Origin of the sequence: Myroides odoratimimus (genome assembly GCF_030326305.1) — a bacterium.
Lineage (GTDB): Bacteria > Bacteroidota > Bacteroidia > Flavobacteriales > Flavobacteriaceae > Flavobacterium > Flavobacterium odoratimimum_A.
The window spans coordinates 82,874-102,709 of record NZ_JACAKB010000003.1; the positions used below are offsets into that span (position 1 = coordinate 82,874).

21 protein-coding genes are annotated in these 19,836 nt (G+C 37.1%); 12 read left to right on the top strand and 9 right to left on the bottom strand.

Annotated elements, in window-relative coordinates:
- Nucleotides 1–2 precede the first annotated feature (2 nt).
- The 7 genes from HX049_RS03690 to HX049_RS03720 all read left to right on the top strand — a co-directional run bounded on the left by HX049_RS03690 (nucleotide 3) and on the right by HX049_RS03720 (nucleotide 7,927).
- On the top strand, nucleotides 3–2,444 hold the full coding sequence (locus HX049_RS03690; RefSeq protein WP_286414173.1) for a bifunctional UDP-N-acetylmuramoyl-tripeptide:D-alanyl-D-alanine ligase/alanine racemase: 2,442 nt from the start codon (nucleotides 3–5) through the stop codon (nucleotides 2,442–2,444).
- A 44-nt stretch (nucleotides 2,445–2,488) separates the two neighbouring features.
- A complete protein-coding gene (mscL, locus tag HX049_RS03695; RefSeq protein WP_286414175.1) occupies nucleotides 2,489–2,926 on the top strand; it encodes a large conductance mechanosensitive channel protein MscL in 438 nt (145 codons plus the stop codon).
- Nucleotides 2,927–3,078: 152 nt separating this feature from the next.
- The gene (locus tag HX049_RS03700) at nucleotides 3,079–3,690 is read left to right on the top strand and encodes a 4'-phosphopantetheinyl transferase family protein (protein WP_286414177.1); all 612 of its coding nucleotides are present in this window, start codon (nucleotides 3,079–3,081) and stop codon (nucleotides 3,688–3,690) included.
- Nucleotides 3,691–3,739: 49 nt separating this feature from the next.
- Nucleotides 3,740–4,462: a Bax inhibitor-1/YccA family protein gene (locus HX049_RS03705; RefSeq protein ID WP_286414352.1), complete on the top strand. Its 723-nt coding sequence runs from the start codon at nucleotides 3,740–3,742 to the stop codon at nucleotides 4,460–4,462.
- Between the two features lie 72 nt (nucleotides 4,463–4,534).
- A complete protein-coding gene (gene pnuC, locus HX049_RS03710; protein WP_286414179.1) occupies nucleotides 4,535–5,161 on the top strand; it encodes a nicotinamide riboside transporter PnuC in 627 nt (208 codons plus the stop codon).
- Entirely contained in the window at nucleotides 5,146–5,544 is a 399-nt protein-coding gene (gene arfB / locus HX049_RS03715; protein WP_006259754.1) for an alternative ribosome rescue aminoacyl-tRNA hydrolase ArfB, read from the top strand. The genes pnuC and arfB overlap by 16 nt, the downstream gene beginning before the upstream one ends.
- Before the next feature lie 241 nt (nucleotides 5,545–5,785).
- Nucleotides 5,786–7,927 (top strand): TonB-dependent receptor, encoded by a 2,142-nt coding sequence (locus HX049_RS03720; protein WP_286414180.1) that lies wholly within the window; start codon nucleotides 5,786–5,788, stop codon nucleotides 7,925–7,927.
- A gap of 402 nt (nucleotides 7,928–8,329) precedes the next feature.
- Here HX049_RS03720 and HX049_RS03725 read toward each other — a convergent pair whose 3' ends face one another.
- Entirely contained in the window at nucleotides 8,330–8,785 is a 456-nt protein-coding gene (locus HX049_RS03725) for a Rieske (2Fe-2S) protein (RefSeq protein ID WP_286414181.1), read from the bottom strand.
- A 155-nt stretch (nucleotides 8,786–8,940) separates the two neighbouring features.
- On the opposite strand from HX049_RS03725, the gene greA reads away from it, so the two are divergent.
- Both greA and HX049_RS03735 read left to right on the top strand, forming a co-directional pair.
- Nucleotides 8,941–9,417: a transcription elongation factor GreA gene (greA, locus tag HX049_RS03730; protein ID WP_006259751.1), complete on the top strand. Its 477-nt coding sequence runs from the start codon at nucleotides 8,941–8,943 to the stop codon at nucleotides 9,415–9,417.
- Between the two features lie 16 nt (nucleotides 9,418–9,433).
- Entirely contained in the window at nucleotides 9,434–9,823 is a 390-nt protein-coding gene (locus tag HX049_RS03735; protein WP_286414182.1) for an HIT family protein, read from the top strand.
- Nucleotides 9,824–9,857: 34 nt separating this feature from the next.
- Here the strand turns inward: HX049_RS03735 and HX049_RS03740 are convergent, their stop codons facing one another.
- Nucleotides 9,858–11,012 (bottom strand): sensor histidine kinase, encoded by a 1,155-nt coding sequence (locus HX049_RS03740; RefSeq protein WP_286414183.1) that lies wholly within the window; start codon nucleotides 11,010–11,012, stop codon nucleotides 9,858–9,860.
- Nucleotides 11,013–11,145: 133 nt separating this feature from the next.
- Here HX049_RS03740 and HX049_RS03745 point away from each other — a divergent pair, with 133 nt between their 5' ends.
- From HX049_RS03745 to aat, 3 genes are read left to right on the top strand one after another with little or no spacing between them, the layout of a single operon-like run.
- The gene (locus HX049_RS03745) at nucleotides 11,146–12,018 is read left to right on the top strand and encodes a flavin reductase family protein (RefSeq protein ID WP_286414185.1); all 873 of its coding nucleotides are present in this window, start codon (nucleotides 11,146–11,148) and stop codon (nucleotides 12,016–12,018) included.
- A 25-nt stretch (nucleotides 12,019–12,043) separates the two neighbouring features.
- Nucleotides 12,044–12,703 carry a DUF3127 domain-containing protein gene (locus HX049_RS03750; RefSeq protein ID WP_286414186.1) on the top strand — a complete coding sequence of 220 codons (660 nt, stop codon included), beginning with the start codon at nucleotides 12,044–12,046 and terminating at the stop codon, nucleotides 12,701–12,703.
- Nucleotides 12,704–12,756: 53 nt separating this feature from the next.
- Nucleotides 12,757–13,401 carry a leucyl/phenylalanyl-tRNA--protein transferase gene (gene aat / locus HX049_RS03755; RefSeq protein WP_286414188.1) on the top strand — a complete coding sequence of 215 codons (645 nt, stop codon included), beginning with the start codon at nucleotides 12,757–12,759 and terminating at the stop codon, nucleotides 13,399–13,401.
- Here the strand turns inward: aat and HX049_RS03760 are convergent.
- Genes HX049_RS03760 through thiC form a run of 7 tightly spaced genes read right to left on the bottom strand, consistent with a single transcriptional unit; the run spans nucleotide 13,391 to nucleotide 19,803 of the window.
- Nucleotides 13,391–14,113 carry a HesA/MoeB/ThiF family protein gene (locus tag HX049_RS03760; RefSeq protein ID WP_286414190.1) on the bottom strand — a complete coding sequence of 241 codons (723 nt, stop codon included), beginning with the start codon at nucleotides 14,111–14,113 and terminating at the stop codon, nucleotides 13,391–13,393. The two genes, aat and HX049_RS03760, sit on opposite strands and share 11 nt — an antisense overlap.
- Before the next feature lie 15 nt (nucleotides 14,114–14,128).
- Nucleotides 14,129–15,238, bottom strand: a complete 1,110-nt coding sequence (gene thiH / locus HX049_RS03765; RefSeq protein WP_286414192.1) for a 2-iminoacetate synthase ThiH — start codon at nucleotides 15,236–15,238, stop codon at nucleotides 14,129–14,131.
- Between the two features lie 3 nt (nucleotides 15,239–15,241).
- Nucleotides 15,242–16,018 (bottom strand): thiazole synthase, encoded by a 777-nt coding sequence (locus tag HX049_RS03770; protein ID WP_286414193.1) that lies wholly within the window; start codon nucleotides 16,016–16,018, stop codon nucleotides 15,242–15,244.
- Complete coding sequence (locus HX049_RS03775) at nucleotides 16,015–16,635, bottom strand: thiamine phosphate synthase (protein WP_286414194.1); 621 nt, start codon at nucleotides 16,633–16,635, stop codon at nucleotides 16,015–16,017. Before HX049_RS03775 ends, HX049_RS03770 begins: the two co-directional genes overlap by 4 nt.
- Nucleotides 16,625–17,377: a hydroxymethylpyrimidine/phosphomethylpyrimidine kinase gene (locus tag HX049_RS03780; protein ID WP_286414195.1), complete on the bottom strand. Its 753-nt coding sequence runs from the start codon at nucleotides 17,375–17,377 to the stop codon at nucleotides 16,625–16,627. Before HX049_RS03780 ends, HX049_RS03775 begins: the two co-directional genes overlap by 11 nt.
- Nucleotides 17,344–17,976 carry a thiamine phosphate synthase gene (locus HX049_RS03785; protein WP_286414197.1) on the bottom strand — a complete coding sequence of 211 codons (633 nt, stop codon included), beginning with the start codon at nucleotides 17,974–17,976 and terminating at the stop codon, nucleotides 17,344–17,346. Before HX049_RS03785 ends, HX049_RS03780 begins: the two co-directional genes overlap by 34 nt.
- Before the next feature lie 12 nt (nucleotides 17,977–17,988).
- Nucleotides 17,989–19,803 carry a phosphomethylpyrimidine synthase ThiC gene (thiC, locus tag HX049_RS03790; RefSeq protein WP_286414199.1) on the bottom strand — a complete coding sequence of 605 codons (1,815 nt, stop codon included), beginning with the start codon at nucleotides 19,801–19,803 and terminating at the stop codon, nucleotides 17,989–17,991.
- Nucleotides 19,804–19,836 lie beyond the last annotated feature (33 nt).

Here is a 19,836-nt window from a genome sequence, read left to right on the forward strand (position 1 = left end):
TAATGAAATTTAATACGGATGCGTTCTGTTCATTCATTGGAGCAGACATTATAGGTAATAGTAAGAATGAATATATAGATATTTCGAATATATCCGTAGACAGCAGGTCATTACAGAATGATCAGCACACTTTATTTTTTGCATTAAAAGGGAGTAATCATGATGGACATGATTATATCGAAGAATTGGTAAATAAAGGAGTTAGATATATCGTCATCTCTGATCAGAGTAAGGTACGTTCTATAGAAGGAGTGCTTTTCTTTAAGGTTAATAATACATTAGCTGCACTTCAGGGTGCAGCTATTTTTCATAGGGATCTTTTCGGATTTCCGGTTATAGGCATTACTGGTAGTAAAGGAAAGACAGTCGTAAAAGAGTGGCTTAACTATCTGCTGAGTGAAGAGTATAAGATCATCAAGAGCCCTAAGAGTTATAATTCTCAGACGGGTGTTCCGCTATCTGTATTTGGGATAGAGGAGAAGCACAACTTAGGTATCTTCGAAGTTGGAATTTCTACTGTGGGTGAAATGGAGAGACTTACTAAGGTGGTCAAACCTACTATAGGTGTTTTTACAGCACTTACAGAAGAGCATGGAGAAGGATTTCGCTCCTTAGAAGAAAAAGTGAGTGAGAAAGCAATACTATTCCAGGATGCTGAGGTAGTTATTTGTGAGAAAAATGAGTTGTTACTACAATACTTCAGTCCTATTACCTCTGTGTATACTTGGAGCCTGATAGATAAGTCAGCAAAAGTCTATGGAGAGCTTCATTCTTCTACTCTTATGGTATCTATTAATCAAGGAGATTCGTACTCTGTAGAACTTCCATTTACAGATGATAGTTCTGTGCGTAATATCATGACTTGTATTAGCACGATGTCTTATTTAGGGTATGACTCAGAGAAGATAGCACAGCGTATCCAAGGACTCTATCCTGTAGAACTGCGTATGCAGGTAAAGAATGGTGTGAATAACTGTACGATAATAGATGATGCATATAATGCAGATTATCAGTCGCTATCTATCGCTCTGGACTTTCTAGAAAAGCACAAGGTAAGTACATCTAAGACTGTGATACTATCTGACATGTTTAAGAGTGGATATGAGGAAGGAGAGATATATGGTCAGCTAAAAGAACTGTTATCTACACATCAGATAACTCGTGTGATCGGCATAGGAGAACATATAAGTAAGTACTTAGTCGGAATGACGAATACTTATCTGTATAGAGATACAGAAGAGTTTTTACAAAAAATATCGGTAGAGGACTTTAGTGATGAAAATATTTTAGTCAAAGGAGCTAGAGGATTCCGCTTTGATAGGGTTGTCACGATGTTAGAGAAAAAAACACATGAGACTGTACTAGAGGTTAACCTTACTGCGATGTGTCACAATCTTAATTTTTACCGTTCAAAACTAAAGCCAGAGACTAAAGTGATGGTGATGGTCAAGGCGTTTGGGTATGGTAATGGTAGCTATGAAGTAGCAAAACTCTTAGCTCATGAGAAGGTAGATTACCTAGGAGTAGCCTTTGCAGATGAGGGGATAGAATTGCGCAAAGCTGGTGTGAATACTAAGATTATAGTGATGAATCCTGAGATTAATGCTTTCTCAGCAATGATAGCGTATGATCTAGAGCCAGAGGTGTACTCTGTACGTGAGCTCAACGCATTCTTAAAGGTAGCTAGAGAACGCAACTGTTATGAATATCCTATCCATATCAAGCTGGATACAGGGATGCATAGACATGGCTTCTTGACAGAAGATATAGATGAGCTAATAGATGTACTTAGACATACTAATGTAGTCGAAGTCAAATCTATATTCTCACATTTGTCATCAAGTGATATGCCTGAGTATACAGACTTTACATTAGGGCAGATAGAGATGTTTACTCATAATTCAGATAAATTAATACGAGAATTAGGGATTAACCCGATACGCCATATTCTGAATACATCAGGTATTTTTAATTTTTCTGAATATCAATTTGATATGGTTCGATTGGGAATAGGACTGTATGGAGTAGGTAATGATAAAGAAGAAATGCAACAATTGGCTAATGTTAGCACACTTAAAACTCGCATTATGCAAATCAAAGAAATCAATGATAAAGACAGTGTAGGATACGGTCGAAGATTTCGTGCAGAAGGCAAAACACGTATCGCAACAGTACCAATAGGATATGCTGATGGAGTACATCGCTCATGGGGACCTGTGGGCTATGTGTTGGTAAATGGGCAAAAAGCGGAGATTACAGGATCTATATGTATGGATATGTTAATGATTAATGTGACAAATATAAATTGTCAAGAAAATGACGAAGTAATTATTTTTGGTAAAGACTTACCAGTCAATATTATAGCTGAGAAAATAAAAACAATACCATATGAGATTTTAACGAGTATTGCACTTCGCGTTAAAAGAATTTTTTTTATAGAGTAAAAAAGTTATATTTTTAACACTTCAAAACTTAAACAATCAAGATTATGGGATTTGTAAAAGAATTTAAAGAATTCGCTGTTAAAGGGAATGTAATGGACCTTGCAGTAGGGGTTATCATTGGGGGAGCATTCGGTAAAATCGTTACAAGTGTTGTTAACGACGTTATTATGCCTATTGTATCATCTATTATTGGTACACCAGACTTTACTAATATGTATTTAGTGCTAAAAGGTGATGCACCAACTGGAGCGTCCTTGACAGCAGCGAGAGAAATTGATGGAAATGTTGTATTCGCTTACGGTAGTTTCATCACAGAAGTAATTAACTTTACTTTACTTGCTCTATGTGTATTCCTTTTGGTTAAAGGAGTTAACTCATTGAGAAAGAAAGAGGAGGCAGCACCAGCTGAACCAGCAGGACCACCAGCTCCAACACAAGAAGATCTTTTAGCAGAAATCAGAGATTTGTTAAAGAAACAATAATATTACGGTTGTGATAATACCAAAAAAGCCACTCATTCGAGTGGCTTTTTTTGGTAGATTAAGGAAGAGGTCGTTACGGTTGAGTAAAATGTTTTTTAAGATTTTTTATTATTCAAGTATATTTGTCTGAGTAATTAATAGATATAGATAAGATGCCTTTAGTAAAAGAAATCAAAGGAGAAACTTACAAGGTTTTGATATGGAAAGTAGAAGAGAATCTTGAGGAGCTGATGAATGGTGTTGTTCTACAAGAGCGTTCTTCTGAGCGATTAAAAGGGATGAAATCTGAAGTACACCAAAAGGGATTTATGGCAGTCAGACAGTTACTGCGCTATGGAGGATATAGTGATGATGACTTATGTTATGATACAAATGGTAGACCTAGTCTTAGTGATGGTTCATTTATTTCTATTTCGCATTCGTTTGAGTATGCTAGTATTATCATCGGTAAGGAGAATGTGGGGATAGATGTAGAGATGAAGCGCGATAAGATAAAGCGTATAGCAAATAAGTTTTGTAATGAAGAAGAGCTAAACACAGTTTTAAATTCTTTGGATGAGATTGATGCATTGACAGAGATATGGTGTGCGAAAGAAGCCATGTTTAAGATGTGTGAATCACGCAGTCTAAGCTTTAAAAAAGATATGCAGGTAGAACTTAAAAAGAATGAATGTTTTGTTAATAATGAGGTTTTTAATCAAGAATTCAAGTATAAAGCAGTGGAATTAGATAACTTTATGTTGGTTTATGCATTAGAGTCTTAATGCAATAGTAATTTTAAAAAGATAATTAGTACTTTTGAAAAAAATATAGATAATGGAAAATAATTTTAAAAATGTTGATTACACGCTTCCTGTAGCTATGGAATCTGAAGTAGTAAGAGCACAGTTTTATAAAAAGACTTATGCTACTTTAGCAGCAGGGGTATTAGCTTTTATTGTATTAGAAGCTATCATGTTAAACACGCCTTTCATTGTAGAAGGGATGTTTACTATTATTGGGATGGGTAAGTTCTCATGGTTGATCGTACTAGGTGCCTTTATGGGGATCACTTGGTATGCACAGAAACTTGCTGATAACTCAGTAGATAAGAAGGTTCAGTACGCTGGACTATTTCTATACGTATTAGCAGAGGCATTTATCTTTGTGCCTATTTTATATATCGCTATGTCTATGACTAATGACCTTACTCTGATTTCTCAGGCAGGTATTATGACATTGGCTTTATTTGGAGGATTGACAGGAGTAGTATTTAGCTCTAATGCTAACTTCTCTTTTATGAGATCTATCCTTAGTATTGGATTCTTCTTAGCGCTAGGTACTATTATTTGTGGTATGATCTTCGGATTTAACCTTGGGTTATGGTTCTCTTTAGCGATGGTAGCTTTAGCTTCTGGATCGATCTTATACTCTACATGGCAGATTAAAAATGAATACGCAGCTAACCAACACGTACCAGCTGCTCTATCTTTATTTGCTTCGTTAATGTTACTTTTCTGGTATATTCTGAGAATTGTAATGAGTAGAAACAACTAATTAGAAAGATATATTATACTTTTGAACCGCATTCCATGAAGAGTGCGGTTTTTTATTTTAAGTGTATTTGTTATGATTGACTTTTTTTTTGGAGCATATAGAGAGGCTAGTATGCTTCAGATAGTATTAGAATCAGTAGTGTTTATCTTTGGGATTATGAGTGTATGGTATGCAGGTAAGGAGAACATCCTTGTCTATCCTACAGGTATTATCGCTACGATTATCACTGTTTACTTACTCTATGTGATAGGATATTATGGAGACATGATTTTGAACGGATATTACTCTATCATGAGTGTTTATGGGGGGTATAATTGGTCTAGACAGAAAGACGGAGATACTCTTCTAAAGATTAGTCGTACGAACACTAGTGAGAAGATAAAGGGAGTTATCATATTCGCAGTTACACTAGTGATCATCTATGGCGTATATCACTTCTCTGGCAAAGAGATCCTACCTGAGAACTATATAGATATTATCACATCAGGTATCTTTTTCACTGGAATGTATTATATGGCCTTAAAGAAGATAGAGAACTGGACACTGTGGATCATAGGAGATATTATCTCTGTTCCGCTATATGCTTATAGAGGATATGGAATATTAGCAGTACAATTTGCTATCTTTACAGTATTAGCTATTATGGCTTATATATCGTGGTATAAAACAATAAATAGAGAAAAATGCTTAGAGAAATAATAGAAAGAGAACTGACATTTAAGGCTGTACGCAGTAGTGGAGCTGGTGGTCAGAATGTAAATAAAGTATCGTCTAAAGTGGTTCTGTCTTGGGACTGTCTAAACTCTCAAGGAGTAACAGAAGAAGAGAGAACACTGCTATTAGAACGTCTGAAGAATAGATTTAATAAAGAAGGTGTACTTATTCTAGACGCAGATAATACACGTAGTCAGGTTAAGAATAAAGAGATTGTGATTGATCGTTTCTTTCAGTTATTAGCGATAGGACTACACATCGAGAAAGAACGTAGAGAGACAAAAACTCCGCGTAGAGTATTGCAAAAAAGAAAAGACAATAAACAACAGAATTCTTTAAAGAAAGCCTTGAGAAAGAGAGTGTTTTAACCAAAAAGGTGTTAAACATCTCTTCTTCTTAGATATAGTTGTTTTTCTCTTGAAAAACAGCCTATATTTGCATTATAAATCTCAAAGGGGTGCCATACGGCTGAGATCATACCCATAGAACCTGGGCGGGTAATGCTGCCAAGGGAGTATATACAGTTCATTCTAGAACTGTTATGGACTAGTGTAATTATTAATTAATAAGAATAATTGCCCCTTTTATTTGTAGATATTTTTTTTACGAATGAAAAAAACATTACTTCAATCTTTATTGTTAACTGCTGTTTGTGCAAGTTCGACCTATGCACAAGAGAAACAAGTTAATGATTCTTTTCAACAATCAACACTTAACGAGATCGTATTATCAGCTGTTCGTGCAGATGAGAAGACGCCTATCGCTTATGCTAACTTGTCTAAGAACGAGATCGGAAAGCGCAATCTCGGACAAGACATCCCTACCATCATGTCTTATATGACCTCAGTAGTGACTACTACAGATGCTGGTAACGGGATAGGGTACTCTAGTTTCAGAGTACGAGGATCAGACGCTACACGTGTCAACGTGACCTTAAACGGGATTCCCTATAACGATGGAGAGTCACAAGGTTCGTTTTGGGTAAATATGCCAGACTTTACATCATCTGTCCAGAATCTACAGTTACAGCGTGGTGTAGGTACTTCTACTAACGGATCAGCCGCATTCGGTGCGAGTCTTAATCTAAAGACAGATGACTTCTCACATGAGGCGAATGGAGAAATCTCTAATTCTTTCGGAAGTTATAATACGCGTAAGTCTACTGTGAAGTTTAGCACAGGATTGATCAATGATAAGTTTGAGATTGCGGGTCGTCTATCAGATATGAAGTCTGATGGGTATATAGACCGAGCTTCTTCTAGAATGAAGTCATACTACTTACAGGGAGTGTATGTAGGTGAGACATCATTAGTGAAGGCTGTCGTATTCGGTGGTAAGCAGAAGACTTATCAAGCGTGGAATGGTGTATCTCAGGCAGACATAGATAAGTATGGTCGTCGTTATAACCCTGCAGGGAAGTATAAGGATGATCAAGGTAATACGCAGTTCTATGACAATGAGACGGATAATTATATCCAGACACACTATCAGCTACATTGGAGTGAGAAGTGGTCACCAGCATGGTCATCTAATGTATCACTTCACTATACTAAGGGTGATGGATATTATGAGAACTATAAGACAAACCAGAAGTTTAAGACTTATGGATTCCGACCTATTATCGTAGATGGCAAGGAGGTAAATAAGACAGACCTTATCAGACAGAAGAGCCTAGCGAATCATTTCTACGGTATGGTGTTTAATACGAACTATACTACGGATAAGCTTAATGTAATCTTAGGTGGAGGAGCTAATAAATATGAAGGAGACCACTTCGGTAATGTGTTGTGGACTAGAGAACCTGTGAAGATAGCACCTAACTATGAGTATTACAGAGATGATGCTGTAAAGACAGACCTTAACTTCTATGCGAAGGCCACTTGGCAGTTCGCCGATCAGTGGAGCTTATTTGGAGATATGCAGTATAGACGTGTTACTTATGAGGCTAACGGTATCGAGACAGGGTTAGTAGATGATAAATTTAACTTCTTTAACCCAAAAGGAGGTATTACTTATCAGCTGAATGATTCGAACCAACTATATTTCTCTTATGCTAAAGGGAATAGAGAGCCGAATAGGAAGGACTATGAAGGAGAAGGAAAGCCTAAGTCTGAGAGCATGGATGACTATGAGCTAGGATGGAGATATAAAGGAGACCGTGCTACTGTGAACGTGAATGCCTACTATATGAAGTATAAAAACCAACTTATCTTAACAGGAGAAATAAACGACGTAGGAGCTATGTTAAGAGCGAATAGTGGTGATAGTTATAGAGCAGGTATCGAGATCGATGCGAATGTGAGAGTATTAGATAAGTTATATTGGGCACCTAGTATGACTATTAGTGCTAATAAGAATAAGAACTTTATGACGACAGTAGATGGACTACCTGTAAATCTAGGTACTACGAATATCGCGTTCTCTCCTGATTTTATCGCATCTAATGCCATTACGTATTTACCTGTAGAGGGGATGAGTGTATCTCTTCTAACGAAATTCGTGGGAGAACAATATATGGCCAACATAGATGCTAAAGAATCAAAGCTTGATTCCTACTTTATCAACGATCTAAGTGCTACTTATGAGTTCCCGATTAAAGGATGGGTACGATCAGTAGGTGTATCTGTATTAGCAAATAATATATTCAATGTGAAGTATATGTCTAATGGATATTATGACCCAGAATGGGGATCTGCTTATTATCCACAGGCAGAGTTTAATATCTTAGCAGGACTGACTATTAAGTTCTAATCCATATTAATAAGCCATCTAGTAAGCTAGATTACTTATAGAGACCACCATAGCGATATGGTGGTTTTTTTTGACCTTGTTTTATCGTAATGTTGCTTCTAGTAATATGCTGTAGGTTTTATAAGAGTTAATGAGCTGATATGGAGATAACGACTCTATTTACTCTTTTTGACTTATAATGGAGAATTGTTTTGGTTTTAAATGGTTGAAATATAGATATTTATTCTTTTTTGTTTTTATACAGTTCGCAAGCTATTCGGTAATAATCAGTGTTTACTTGGGTTGAGAGGGGGGTTACCGAACTGTACTAAATCTCTACCCGAACCATCTCTACAGGAGAGTAATGTACAAAAAAAATACTCCGATGAAGGAGTATTGATATAGAATGATCAGATTTAATTATTAGTAAGTCACAAAGATATTATCACCACTTTGTCTTACAGGATAAGGCTTCAGTTGGTTGTATTTTAATCCTGGTTTTATAGATTGACCATTGCCTAGATAGAAGGCAGGTTCTTCTCCATTATGCTGAAGCTTATTGGTACAGTATACATAAGGATCATTAGGTTTTTTTTGTATTAATCTAGACGTGACAGGGTCAAAAGCATGATCAGGACAGGTTAGATCATAAGCAAAGTATTGTGAGCCAGCGTTAAATATTGCTACACCTATAATGCCATGATTATAGGTTACATAAGTACCGTTTTGATATCTTAAAAAGTCTGCATCTGCTTGGTACAGATTCACCATAAGATTGACTTTTACATTGGGTAGATAAGGGTTGTGATATCCACTACCACTTTTACTACATGCTGTAGATATTAATAAAGTAAATAGGATTAGAAATAATCTTTTCATTTTAATAAACTATTTGAAAAACAAATTTAATTATTTAACTTTGACAAATATAGTAGAACAGTTAATTATTGATTTAACGATAAAAATAAAAATATCTTTATAGCGAAGAATCCCGTTTTTATGGGATTTTTTCTATTTATATAAACGTGTTAATTATGAGTAAGATTTCGTATTATACTGCGGAGGGTCTTAAAAAACTAAAAGACGAGTTAGAGCAGTTGAAGAGTGTGGAGCGTCCAAAGGCATCTCAAGCTATTGCAGATGCGAGAGATAAGGGAGACTTATCTGAGAATGCAGAGTATGATGCTGCTAAGGAAGCACAAGGTTTATTAGAACTAAAAATAGCAAAAGTAGAGGAAGTAGTAGCTAATGCTAGGTTGATAGACGAATCTCAGTTAGATATGTCTAAGGCATTAGTATTATCTAAAGTGAAAATAAAGAATCAAGCTAATGGAATGGAGATTACCTATACATTAGTAGCTGAAAGTGAAGCAGACCTAAAAGCTGCAAAAATTTCAGTAACTTCACCTATCGGAAGAGGACTTCTTGGCAAATCTGTTGGAGATGTTGCGGAGATCCAAGTTCCTAATGGAATCATGAAGTTCGAGATTCTAGAGATCACTAGAGACTAATTTTAAAAAATATAGTATGAGTTCTATTTTCACTAAAATCATTACTGGAGAGATTCCTGCCTATAAGGTAGCAGAGGATGATAATTTCCTTGCATTTTTAGATATTAATCCGAATGCGAAGGGACATACGCTATGTATTCCAAAAAAGGAAATCAATAAGATTTTTGATATGGAAGAGGATCATTATATGGAATTGATGAGATTCTCTCGCAAGGTAGCTAAGGCATTAGAGCTAGCTGTACCGTGTAAGAGAGTAGGGATGGCAGTAGTAGGGTTAGAAGTACCTCATGTACATGTGCATTTAATCCCTCTTCAAGAAATGGATGATATGCGCTTCACTAAAAAAGAAAAGCTAACTCCAGAAGAGTTCGAGAGTGTAGCTAAAGCTATTAACAGTCATTTATAAGACTGTATGGATAATGTAACAAAGGCTGTCTAGATTATAGGTCAGCCTTTTTTTTGTGATATGTAATACAGAATGTAGTTCCTTTACCTACTTCTGATTGCGTTACTTTAATCTTTCCATCTTGGAATTCTTCTACGATTCTCTTAGTCAGAGATAGTCCTAGCCCCCATCCTCGTTTCTTAGTAGTGTAGCCAGGCTCGAAGATCTTATTAAACATCTTCTTCGGTATCCCACTTCCTGTATCTGTCACATAGATATTGACAGTCTTATCAGTATCTTGGATCAGGATAGCTAGTTTCCCTTTTCCTTTCATGGCATCGATAGCATTCTTGATTAGGTTTTCTATAGTCCAGCTGTGTAATTCCTTGTTTAGAGGAATATTAATTTCGTAGTCAGGACAGTCTAGTGTGAAGATAATCTGCTTAGAGTTTCTCAGGGAGAAGTAATCAAATGACTTCCTCGTCTCTGATACGATATCTACGTTCGTTAACTTCGGTATAGACCCGATCTTAGAAAAACGATCTGCTATTATCTGAAGTTTTTTGACATCTTTTTCTATCTCTTCCGTGATCTCAGGACTTATATTATCTAATCTCATGATCTCTACCCAGCCTAGTAGTGAGGATAGAGGTGTACCTATCTGATGGGCTGTTTCTTTTGCCATTCCTGTCCATAGCTTGTTCTGTGTAGCGATTTTATTACTTCTATAGAAGTAGAATAGCAGTACTGTGAAGAATAAGAATATCAGTACTAGCGTGACAGGGTAGTACTTTAGCTTGGTCAGTAAGGATGAGTTACCATAATAGACATACTGAGTTTGTTTACCTACCTTTAGGATAATAGGTGGGTTCTGAAACTTGAGTTTGCGCAGCAGTGCTTCTTTTTTTTCGGGAGTGTTGACTATCTGTTCATCTATATTATTTAGAGAGATGATCTTATCATGCTCATCTGTCTGGATAATAGGGATAGTCTTATTCTCCATAATGATCAGAAAGGGTAGAGATACGTCAGCCTCTATAGAAGTGGCTATATCAAGTGTATTCAGCGCTTCTGCCCAGATCTTCATCTTGGTTCTCTCCTCTGTCTTATAGGTTTGAAAAAAGGAATAGGTGTTCCACAGGATGACTACTAAGGTGATTAAGGCTGCAGTAATTACTGACCAACGAAATATTTCTTTTTTATTTCTCAAGTTCTGATATGGGTTTTATGAACATTTAAAAGTAATTAAAATAAATGAATTGAATTTAGTTTAATGAAGTATTAAAAATTTTATCGTTCCTAAAAGCTTTTGTAACTTTACTTTTCTTCAACTAAATATATATATGAAATCTATAGAACCTAAAGATATATCTGTAGTAGAATTACAGAGACTGATGCAAACGTCTATCGGGCCACGTCCTATAGCGCTGGCAAGTACCGTAGATGCTGATGGTAGACCTAATCTATCTCCGTTTAGCTTCTTTAATATGGTGAGTACTAATCCGCCTATATTAGTGTTCTCTCCGTCTAGACGTGTAAGGGATAATACGAATAAGCATACCTTATTTAATGTACAGGCTAATCTACAAGTAGTGATTAATGTGGTGACTTATGATATGGTACAGCAGACTTCTCTATCTAGTACAGAGTATAAAGATGGGGTAAACGAGTTTATCAAATCAGGATTGACTATGGTACCATCTGATATCGTAAAACCATTTAGAGTCAAAGAAAGTCCAGTGCAGTATGAATGTGTTGTACAGGAGGTAATCGGACTGGGGAATGAAGGCGGTGCTGGTAATCTAGTGATCTGTGAAGTGGTGAAAATACATGTCAATGAGGATATATTAGATGAGAACGGACAGATAGATCAGCATAAGATAGATCTAGTGGCACGTATGGGAGCGAACTGGTATACTCGTGCCAATGATGGGATATTCGAAGTAGAAAAACCGTTGACTACACTAAGCCTAGGAGTAGATGCACTACCAGAAGGAGTAGTGGAGAGTGGAGTATTCACAGGTAATGATCTTGGAATATTAGGTAATGTAGAACAGCTGCCTACTGAAGAAGAGGTTGCTACTTTTGTGAATTCAAATAAAGAGTTAAAAGAAATTTTGGTTGCTAATAATCAAATCAATAAATTTAAATTAGCAAAAAAATATTTAGAAGAAAATAATGTACCTTTGGCTTGGAAAACAATTTTAGCCAAATAGATTGTAATTAAAAAAAGAGATTAAAATGGAAGTTACAGGAAGAATCAAATTAATTGGACATACACAAGATATCAGTTCATCATTCAGAAAGAGAGAAGTAGTAGTAACTACTGAAGAGCAATATCCTCAGCACATTATGATTGAGTTTACACAAGATAAAGTAAGTTTATTAGACTCTTATCAAGTAGGTGAGCAAGTACGTGTATCTATTAATTTGAGAGGAAGAGAGTGGCAAAGTCCACAAGGAGAAATCAGATACTTTAATACAATCCAAGGGTGGAGAATAGAGCACATGATGCCAGCTCAACAAGGTGGTAATATGGGACAAAACCAACAACCATATATGGGACAACAAGATAATATGCAGTCTCAATACGGAAATGCTGGTATGCAACAACAATCTAACCAACAAGGAGGTTTTGCTCAAAACAATCAAGCTCCACAACAAGGTGGGTTTAATCAAGGACAACAAGGAGGTTTTGCTCAAAATAACCAAGGGCAACAAGGAGGATTTAACCAAAACCAACAACAAGGTTTTGCACAGAATACTCAATCTCAACAAATGGGAGGGTTTAATCAAAACCAAAACCAACAAGGTTTTAATCAAGGACAGAGTAATATGGGACAACAGTTTCCTCCTGCTTCTAGCTATATGGAGGAAGATCACGATGATTTACCATTCTAAAAAATATTCTTTTAAGATGTCCCTAAGATTATTCTTAGGGACTTTTTTTTCTTATGATAACAGTCTTAGATAGTAATTATTTATATTTTCCAGCAGTAGAAAATACGCATGAATCTGGAATTTTAGCCATAGGAGGTGATTTATCTGCTAATAGATTGATATTAGCGTATAAGTCTGGAATATTCCCTTGGTTTGAAGATGGAGAGCCTATTACATGGTGGTCTCCTAGTATGCGTATGGTGCTAGAGCCTGATGAGGTATATGTCTCTAAGAGTATGCGTAGTATCTTAAAGAAAAATATATTTACGGTTACTTTTAATACTTGTTTTGCAGATGTAATTAATAATTGTCAGAACGCTAAGCGAGAGGGACAGCTGGGTACTTGGATTACAGATGATATGATCAATGCATACTGTAATCTACATGACTTAGGCATAGCTAAATCTGTAGAGGTTTGGCAAGATGGAGAACTTGTAGGCGGTCTCTATGGTGTAGATATGAAACCTGTGTTCTGCGGAGAGAGCATGTTCTCCTTCGTACCAAATGCTAGTAAAGTAGCCTTTATCTACTTATGTGAATATCTAAGAGATAAAAAGTATAAGCTACTAGACTGTCAAGTATATAATGATCATCTAAGCTCTTTAGGTGCTTATGAGATACCTAGAGAGGTATTTCTAGAGTATCTACCTAAGAGGTAGCACTGCCATACATCAGTTTATTTATTTCCCAGGTCAAGGTGTTCAGGATAAGAAGTTGACCAGAAAGAGAGGGAAGGTCTAAGATGACTTTCAGCGTCTCATGAGCCATGATAGTCCCTATTATACCAGGGAATGTACCAAGTACTCCATTAAGACTACAGTTGGGCACATCTTCTGGAGCAGGAGGTTCTGGGTAGAGGTCACGGAGGCTGGCATTGTTATGATGATTAAATACACTCACCTGACCTTCAAATCCCATAATAGTTCCATAGACTAGTACTTTATCTAAGGTTACACATGTGTCATTCACTAGATAACGCGTGCTAAAATTATCACTGCCATCTACGATAATATCGAATGAACTCAGAATAGCTACTGCATTATCAGAGGTTAACTGCTCATCGTATATTGTAAAGTGGATATGTGGGTTGATTTGTTCGATGCGCTGTTTGGCTATACTAGTCTTGTTTTTGTTGATGTCAGCTTCTGTAAAGAGTATTTGTCTGTGTAGATTGTGATGTTCTATAGTATCATAGTCTATTACTCCTAGTGTGCCTACACCACAACTAGCAAGGTAAGTCAGCACTGGAGAGCCTAGCCCTCCAGCACCTATTACTAATACCTTAGCTTGTTTTATCTTCATCTGACCTTCTATTCCTACTTCTGGTAGATTCATCTGTCTGTTATATCGCAAGAAATCTGTTGTATCCATACTATAATTGTTTTGTTATTGATAGGCTTTATCCCAGTCTTTCCATACAGGATCATATCCTGCTTCTTTTATCAGGTGGTATATCTCTGATGTACTTCTGGTATCACAGATCTCAAATTGTTCTAATGAGTCTTCTGCTACACTATACCCTCCAGGATTGGTTTTTGAGCCAGCACTCATGGTAGTAGCTCCTAGTTTAAATACATTGTTTCTCAGTATCTCACTCTCACGGGTAGAGATAGATATCTCTAGGTCTTCATTCCATATTCTGTATGCACATAAGAGCTGTATGAGATCTCTATCTTCCATGATGAAGTTAGGTTCTATAACACCTTCTGCAGGTCTTAGTCTAGGGAAGGAAACAGAGTACTTGGTTTGCCAATATGTCTTTTGTAGATAGTCGATATGTAGCGCATTAAAGAAGCTGTCTACTCGCCAGTCTTCTAGCCCTAGGAGAACGCCTAGTCCTATCTTATGTATACCTGCTCTCCCTATTCTATCAGGAGTATCTAATCTATATTCAAAGTTAGACTTCTTCCCTTTTGGGTGGTATTGTTTGTAGACCTCCTTGTGGTAAGTCTCTTGATATACTAGTACGGCATATACACCTAGATCAGCTAGCTGTTCGTACTCATCTTGCTTTAGGGGTTGTACCTCTATAGAGATGGTAGAAAAAGACTGCTGTATCTGTTCTATACTCTGCTTGAAATAATTGATATTGACTACGTGATTAGCTTCTCCCGTTACGAGTAGAATATGATCGTATCCTTGTGCTTTGATTACTTTGACTTCCTGTTCTATTTCTTTTGGAGAGAGAGTCTTTCTGCGGATATTGTTATCTAAGCTGAAGCCACAATAAGTACAGATGTTGTTACACTCATTACTCAAGTACATCGGAGCATATAGTGATATCGTCTTGCCAAATCTCTTCTGAGTAAGCTGTTGACTCTGCTGAGCCATCTCTTCTAGATAGGGCATAGCAGCAGGAGAGATAAGATGGATAAAGTCTGTCAGTGTCTTCTTATTCTTAGCTAAGCTCTGTTCTACCTGTTTAGAAGTTGTCTCATAAATTGTATTCTTAATCTCTTCCCAGTCGTATTGTTCATAAATTTGTATAAAAGACATAGTTTACTCTGTTAGAAATGCAGTTAGTGGACTAGAAGCTTGAGCGTGATTTACTACAGTAGCTAGCTTAGCCTCATAGGCTAGGCGACCAGCTCTGACAGCATGTTTAAAGGCAGTAGCCATTTGTTCAGGGTTACCAGCTACTGCTATGGCAGTATTGACAAGTACAGCATCTGCGCCTATCTCCATAGCCTTAGCTGCATCTGAAGGCGCTCCGATACCAGCATCTACGATAACGGGAACTTTGCTATTCTCAATGATAATCTCTAAGAAGTCCATTGTCTTCAGCCCTTTATTAGTACCTATAGGTGCACCTAAAGGCATGACAGCTGCTGTACCTACTTCTTCTAATCGTTTGCACAATACAGGGTCTGCGTGTATGTATGGCAAGACAACAAAGCCTAATTTGGCTAGTTCTTCTGTAGCTTTAAGGGTTTCGATAGGATCTGGAAGTAGGTATTTAGGGTCTGGGTGTATTTCTAGTTTAAGCCAGTTGGTCTCTAGTGCTTCTCTAGCTAGTTGTGCTGCGAAGATTGCTTCTTTAGCATTTCTTGCTCCTGATGTATTAGGTAGTAGGTGGATATGTGGATGCTGTAGATGAGAGAGTATAGCATTAGTGTCAGTGGTCGTGTCTATTCGCTTCAGAGCGACTGTAACTAACTCGCTTTCGGATGCTAGTGTAGCGATCTCCATATCTGCGTTAGAACCATATTTACCAGTCCCTAAGAATAAGCGTGACTGAAAGGTTTTATCGGCTATTGTAAGTGGTTGTGTATTCATTTGAGTATATTGTTTAGTTGTTGTAGTAATGATTTTTTATCAGTGCTGTTTTGAAGTAAGCCAGATATCGCTATGCCATGTAGTCCTGCTTGTTTTAAGTCTTCTACATCTTCTAGTTGTATTCCTCCTATAGCGACTACAGGGATGTTGATATTTAGTTCCTGCATCTGTTTTAAGATCTGTTGATAACCTGTTAGACCAAGTATAGGACTCAGCTTTTGTTTAGTGGTTGTATATCTATAAGGGCCTAGACCGATGTAATCACAACCTTCTGTATGTCTAAGTTGGATATCTTCTATCGTATTAGCTGTACCTCCTATAATCTTGTTAGGCAAATAAGCTTTGGCTTGTATGATGCTTAGGTCAGTAAGTCCTAAGTGGACACCATCAGCCTCTATGGCTTTAGCTAAGTCTACATGATCATTAATGATCAGAGTAGCTTGATATTGTTCGCATAGCCTCTTGACCTGTTCTGCTGTTTGCCACAGGGTAGTGTTCGTCGTATTTTTGAAGCGATACTGTATCCACTGTTGTCCTGCTCCTAATACAGTTTCTATGTGATATAATTGTTCTTGTGGAGTATCTCCATGACTGATGTATTGTATTTTATTTAGCATGATATCCAAGTAAGGTATGATTAGAATTGAAGAATGTCTCTATATAGGCTTTAGCCTTCTGAATAGCTGTCAATGTGTGATCTCCTTTTGCAATATTAGCTGTTATCGCAGAGGATAATACACAGCCAGAACCGTGTTTAGGATAGTCAGATAGTTGAGTTGGAGGAATGGTTTGTATCACCTCTTTACTCACATAGTAGTCAAAGCCCAATGCATTAGGATTATGCCCTCCTTTTAGCAGTACATCACAATATTGACTCAGAGTCTGTGCTTTTTGAAGTGCATCGTCATTCGTAGTGATTAATTGATGTATCTCTAGGTAGTTTGGTGTGATCAGATCTATCTGTTGTAATACAGTAGTTAAAGAATCGATTAGTTCAATAGTCTGAAAGTCAAAACCACTAGATGAACGCAATACAGGATCCCAAATAACTTTGGTCGTTGGAGATAAACCTTTGATAGTATCCACATATAGCTTCAATGTATCAAGGTCTCTGACAATACCTATTTTTACTGCGGCTATAGTGTAGTTCTCAAGTATAACAGATAATTGACGGATAGTATATTCTTCTTCCCATCTTACATGGATAAAGTTATCTTCTGTCTGTATCGTATTAGCAGATAGCACCGCCATGGGGTACACTTGATGATGTTCAAATGTTTTGATGTCTGCCATAACCCCAGCACCACTAGTAGGGTCAAAGCCAGCTATTGCCAATGCAATTGGTCGTAATATTGACATAATTCAAATTGTTTTAAGGGTTGCTCAGCTTCCCATATTGTTCCTAATAAGGCATAATCATCAAATCCCATTGTATAAATAGATTCGATGTGAAAAGGAGTGATACCTCCAAGAGCAACTAAGGTTACTCTGTTATTAGTTCTTTGCTTTAATTCTTCTGTCCAATCAATAGTGGAGACATACCCTCTCTTAGATATACTAGGATAGATAGGACTGATGAATGTTCTGTCTATGTTTGTTGATAACTTATTAACCTCAGTTATACAGTGAGCAGATGTTGATAACTTAGGTAGTTCTACACTATAGTTATTAACATATAAACAATTGCTTGTTGATAAGTGTGTATAAGTACTGTTTATCTTGTTGATAAGTGCTTTATATTGTTTAAAAACGTGTTCATTGTTGTTAATAACTATTGTTGGTATGTGTATAACTAAGTACTGATGGTAGTAATTATCGATATTATTCACCCATTTTACTAGCTCTTCATAGGACATATTAGGTTTGCGAACATGAAGTAGAGGCAAGCCTTTCTCAAACATTTTGTTGATAAGGCTTGTCTCGTTTTCTATAGGAGTAGGGTAGGTTATGACCACCATCTCTGTTCTCTTTTATAGATATATTTCTTTTCCAAGTTCTATAAACTCTTCTGATTTCTCACGCATTCCTTGTTCTGCCGTATCTCTAATCTCTTGTGATATCTTCATAGAACAGAATTTAGGCCCACACATAGAACAGAAGTGAGCTACTTTAGCTCCGTCGGCAGGAAGAGTTTCATCGTGAAATTCTCTTGCTGTATCTGGATCTAGTGATAGGTTGAATTGATCTTCCCATCTAAATTCAAAGCGGGCTTTACTCAGTGCATTATCTCTATACTGTGCTCCAGGATGTCCTTTCGCTAGGTCTGCTGCATGGGCTGCTAGTTTATAGGTAATCACTCCATCCTTCACGTCTTTTTTGTTAGGTAGACCTAAGTGTTCTTTTGGGGTTACATAACATAGCATAGCCGTTCCGTACCATCCTATCATAGCTGCTCCGATAGCTGAAGTGATATGATCATAACCAGGCGCTATATCTGTAGTCAAAGGACCTAATGTATAGAACGGAGCCTCACCACAGTCGCGTAATTGCTTTTCCATATTCTCCTTTATCATGTGCATAGGTACATGTCCTGGTCCTTCTATCATGACTTGTACATCGTGTTTCCACGCAATCTTAGTTAGTTCACCTAGTGTTTCTAACTCTGCAAACTGTGCTGCATCATTAGCATCTGCTATAGAGCCTGGTCTTAGTCCATCACCTAGAGAGAACGCTATATCATATTGCTTCATAATCTCACATATCTCTTCAAAGTGAGTATATAAGAAGTTCTCTTTGTGATGGAATAGACACCACTTCGCCATAATAGACCCTCCACGCGATACAATACCTGTTACACGATTAGCAGTCAAGTGAATATAACGAAGTAGTACACCAGCATGTATGGTAAAGTATGAAACTCCCTGCTCTGCTTGCTCAATCAGGGTATCTCTAAAGATCTCCCATGTCAAATCTTCGGCTATTCCTTTTACTTTTTCTAATGCTTGATAGATAGGCACCGTTCCGATAGGTACTGGAGAGTTGCGTATAATCCACTCTCTTGTCTCGTGGATATTTTTACCTGTTGATAAATCCATAATTGTGTCTGCTCCCCAGCGACATGCCCATACTGCTTTTTCTACTTCTTCTTCTATAGACGATGTCACAGCGCTATTCCCGATATTAGCATTGATCTTCACTAAGAAGTTACGGCCTATAATCATAGGTTCGCTTTCAGGGTGGTTGATATTATTAGGGATGATAGCACGTCCACTAGCAATCTCTTCTCTAACGAATTCTGGTGTAATAAAGTTTTTAGGAGTATTGGCGCCAAAGCTATTGCCTTGATGCTGTTGTTTCATGGCTGAGGTTGCTTTGTTCAGCTGTTCTATTCTTTGATTTTCCCTGATGGCTACATATTCCATTTCTGGAGTTATGATGCCTTTTTTTGCATAATGTAGTTGAGTAACATTAGCTCCTTCTTTAGCAACCTTTGGGTTATGTCTAAATTCAAAGCGCAAGTGATCTAGTTTTTCATCCGCTAATCTAGCTTTGCCATATTCTGATGTGATAGAAGATAATGTATTCACATCATTTCTATTTAGTATCCATTCTTCGCGTAGGCGAGGAATACCTTTGCGTATATCTATTGTGATATTTGGATCTGTATAAGGCCCTGAGGTATCATATACTGTTACAGGCGGATTCTCTTCTGTACCCCCATTAGATAGTTTAGTGTTGCTAAGAGATATTTCTCTCATTGCTACTTCTATTGGGAAGAGCTCTCCCTTGATGTACACTTTTTTTGAGTTAGGGAAAGGGGTTTGTGAAATACTGTGTTGTTCCATTGTTTTTAGTTTTATGAGTTATTTAGTTCTTTT

Coding starts and splice junctions, on each gene's coding strand:
- HX049_RS03750 (WP_286414186.1), top strand. CDS start 12,044: ATGGAAGTTACAGGAAGAATCAAATTAATTGGACATACACAAGATATC.
- HX049_RS03690 (WP_286414173.1), top strand. CDS start 3: ATGAAATTTAATACGGATGCGTTCTGTTCATTCATTGGAGCAGACATT.
- greA (WP_006259751.1), top strand. CDS start 8,941: ATGAGTAAGATTTCGTATTATACTGCGGAGGGTCTTAAAAAACTAAAA.
- pnuC (WP_286414179.1), top strand. CDS start 4,535: ATGATTGACTTTTTTTTTGGAGCATATAGAGAGGCTAGTATGCTTCAG.
- HX049_RS03725 (WP_286414181.1), bottom strand. CDS start 8,785: ATGAAAAGATTATTTCTAATCCTATTTACTTTATTAATATCTACAGCA.
- HX049_RS03720 (WP_286414180.1), top strand. CDS start 5,786: ATGAAAAAAACATTACTTCAATCTTTATTGTTAACTGCTGTTTGTGCA.
- HX049_RS03770 (WP_286414193.1), bottom strand. CDS start 16,018: ATGAATACACAACCACTTACAATAGCCGATAAAACCTTTCAGTCACGC.
- HX049_RS03700 (WP_286414177.1), top strand. CDS start 3,079: ATGCCTTTAGTAAAAGAAATCAAAGGAGAAACTTACAAGGTTTTGATA.
- HX049_RS03780 (WP_286414195.1), bottom strand. CDS start 17,377: ATGTCAATATTACGACCAATTGCATTGGCAATAGCTGGCTTTGACCCT.
- mscL (WP_286414175.1), top strand. CDS start 2,489: ATGGGATTTGTAAAAGAATTTAAAGAATTCGCTGTTAAAGGGAATGTA.
- aat (WP_286414188.1), top strand. CDS start 12,757: ATGATAACAGTCTTAGATAGTAATTATTTATATTTTCCAGCAGTAGAA.
- HX049_RS03745 (WP_286414185.1), top strand. CDS start 11,146: ATGAAATCTATAGAACCTAAAGATATATCTGTAGTAGAATTACAGAGA.
- thiC (WP_286414199.1), bottom strand. CDS start 19,803: ATGGAACAACACAGTATTTCACAAACCCCTTTCCCTAACTCAAAAAAA.
- HX049_RS03760 (WP_286414190.1), bottom strand. CDS start 14,113: ATGGATACAACAGATTTCTTGCGATATAACAGACAGATGAATCTACCA.
- thiH (WP_286414192.1), bottom strand. CDS start 15,238: ATGTCTTTTATACAAATTTATGAACAATACGACTGGGAAGAGATTAAG.
- HX049_RS03775 (WP_286414194.1), bottom strand. CDS start 16,635: ATGCTAAATAAAATACAATACATCAGTCATGGAGATACTCCACAAGAA.
- HX049_RS03785 (WP_286414197.1), bottom strand. CDS start 17,976: ATGGTGGTCATAACCTACCCTACTCCTATAGAAAACGAGACAAGCCTT.
- HX049_RS03735 (WP_286414182.1), top strand. CDS start 9,434: ATGAGTTCTATTTTCACTAAAATCATTACTGGAGAGATTCCTGCCTAT.
- arfB (WP_006259754.1), top strand. CDS start 5,146: ATGCTTAGAGAAATAATAGAAAGAGAACTGACATTTAAGGCTGTACGC.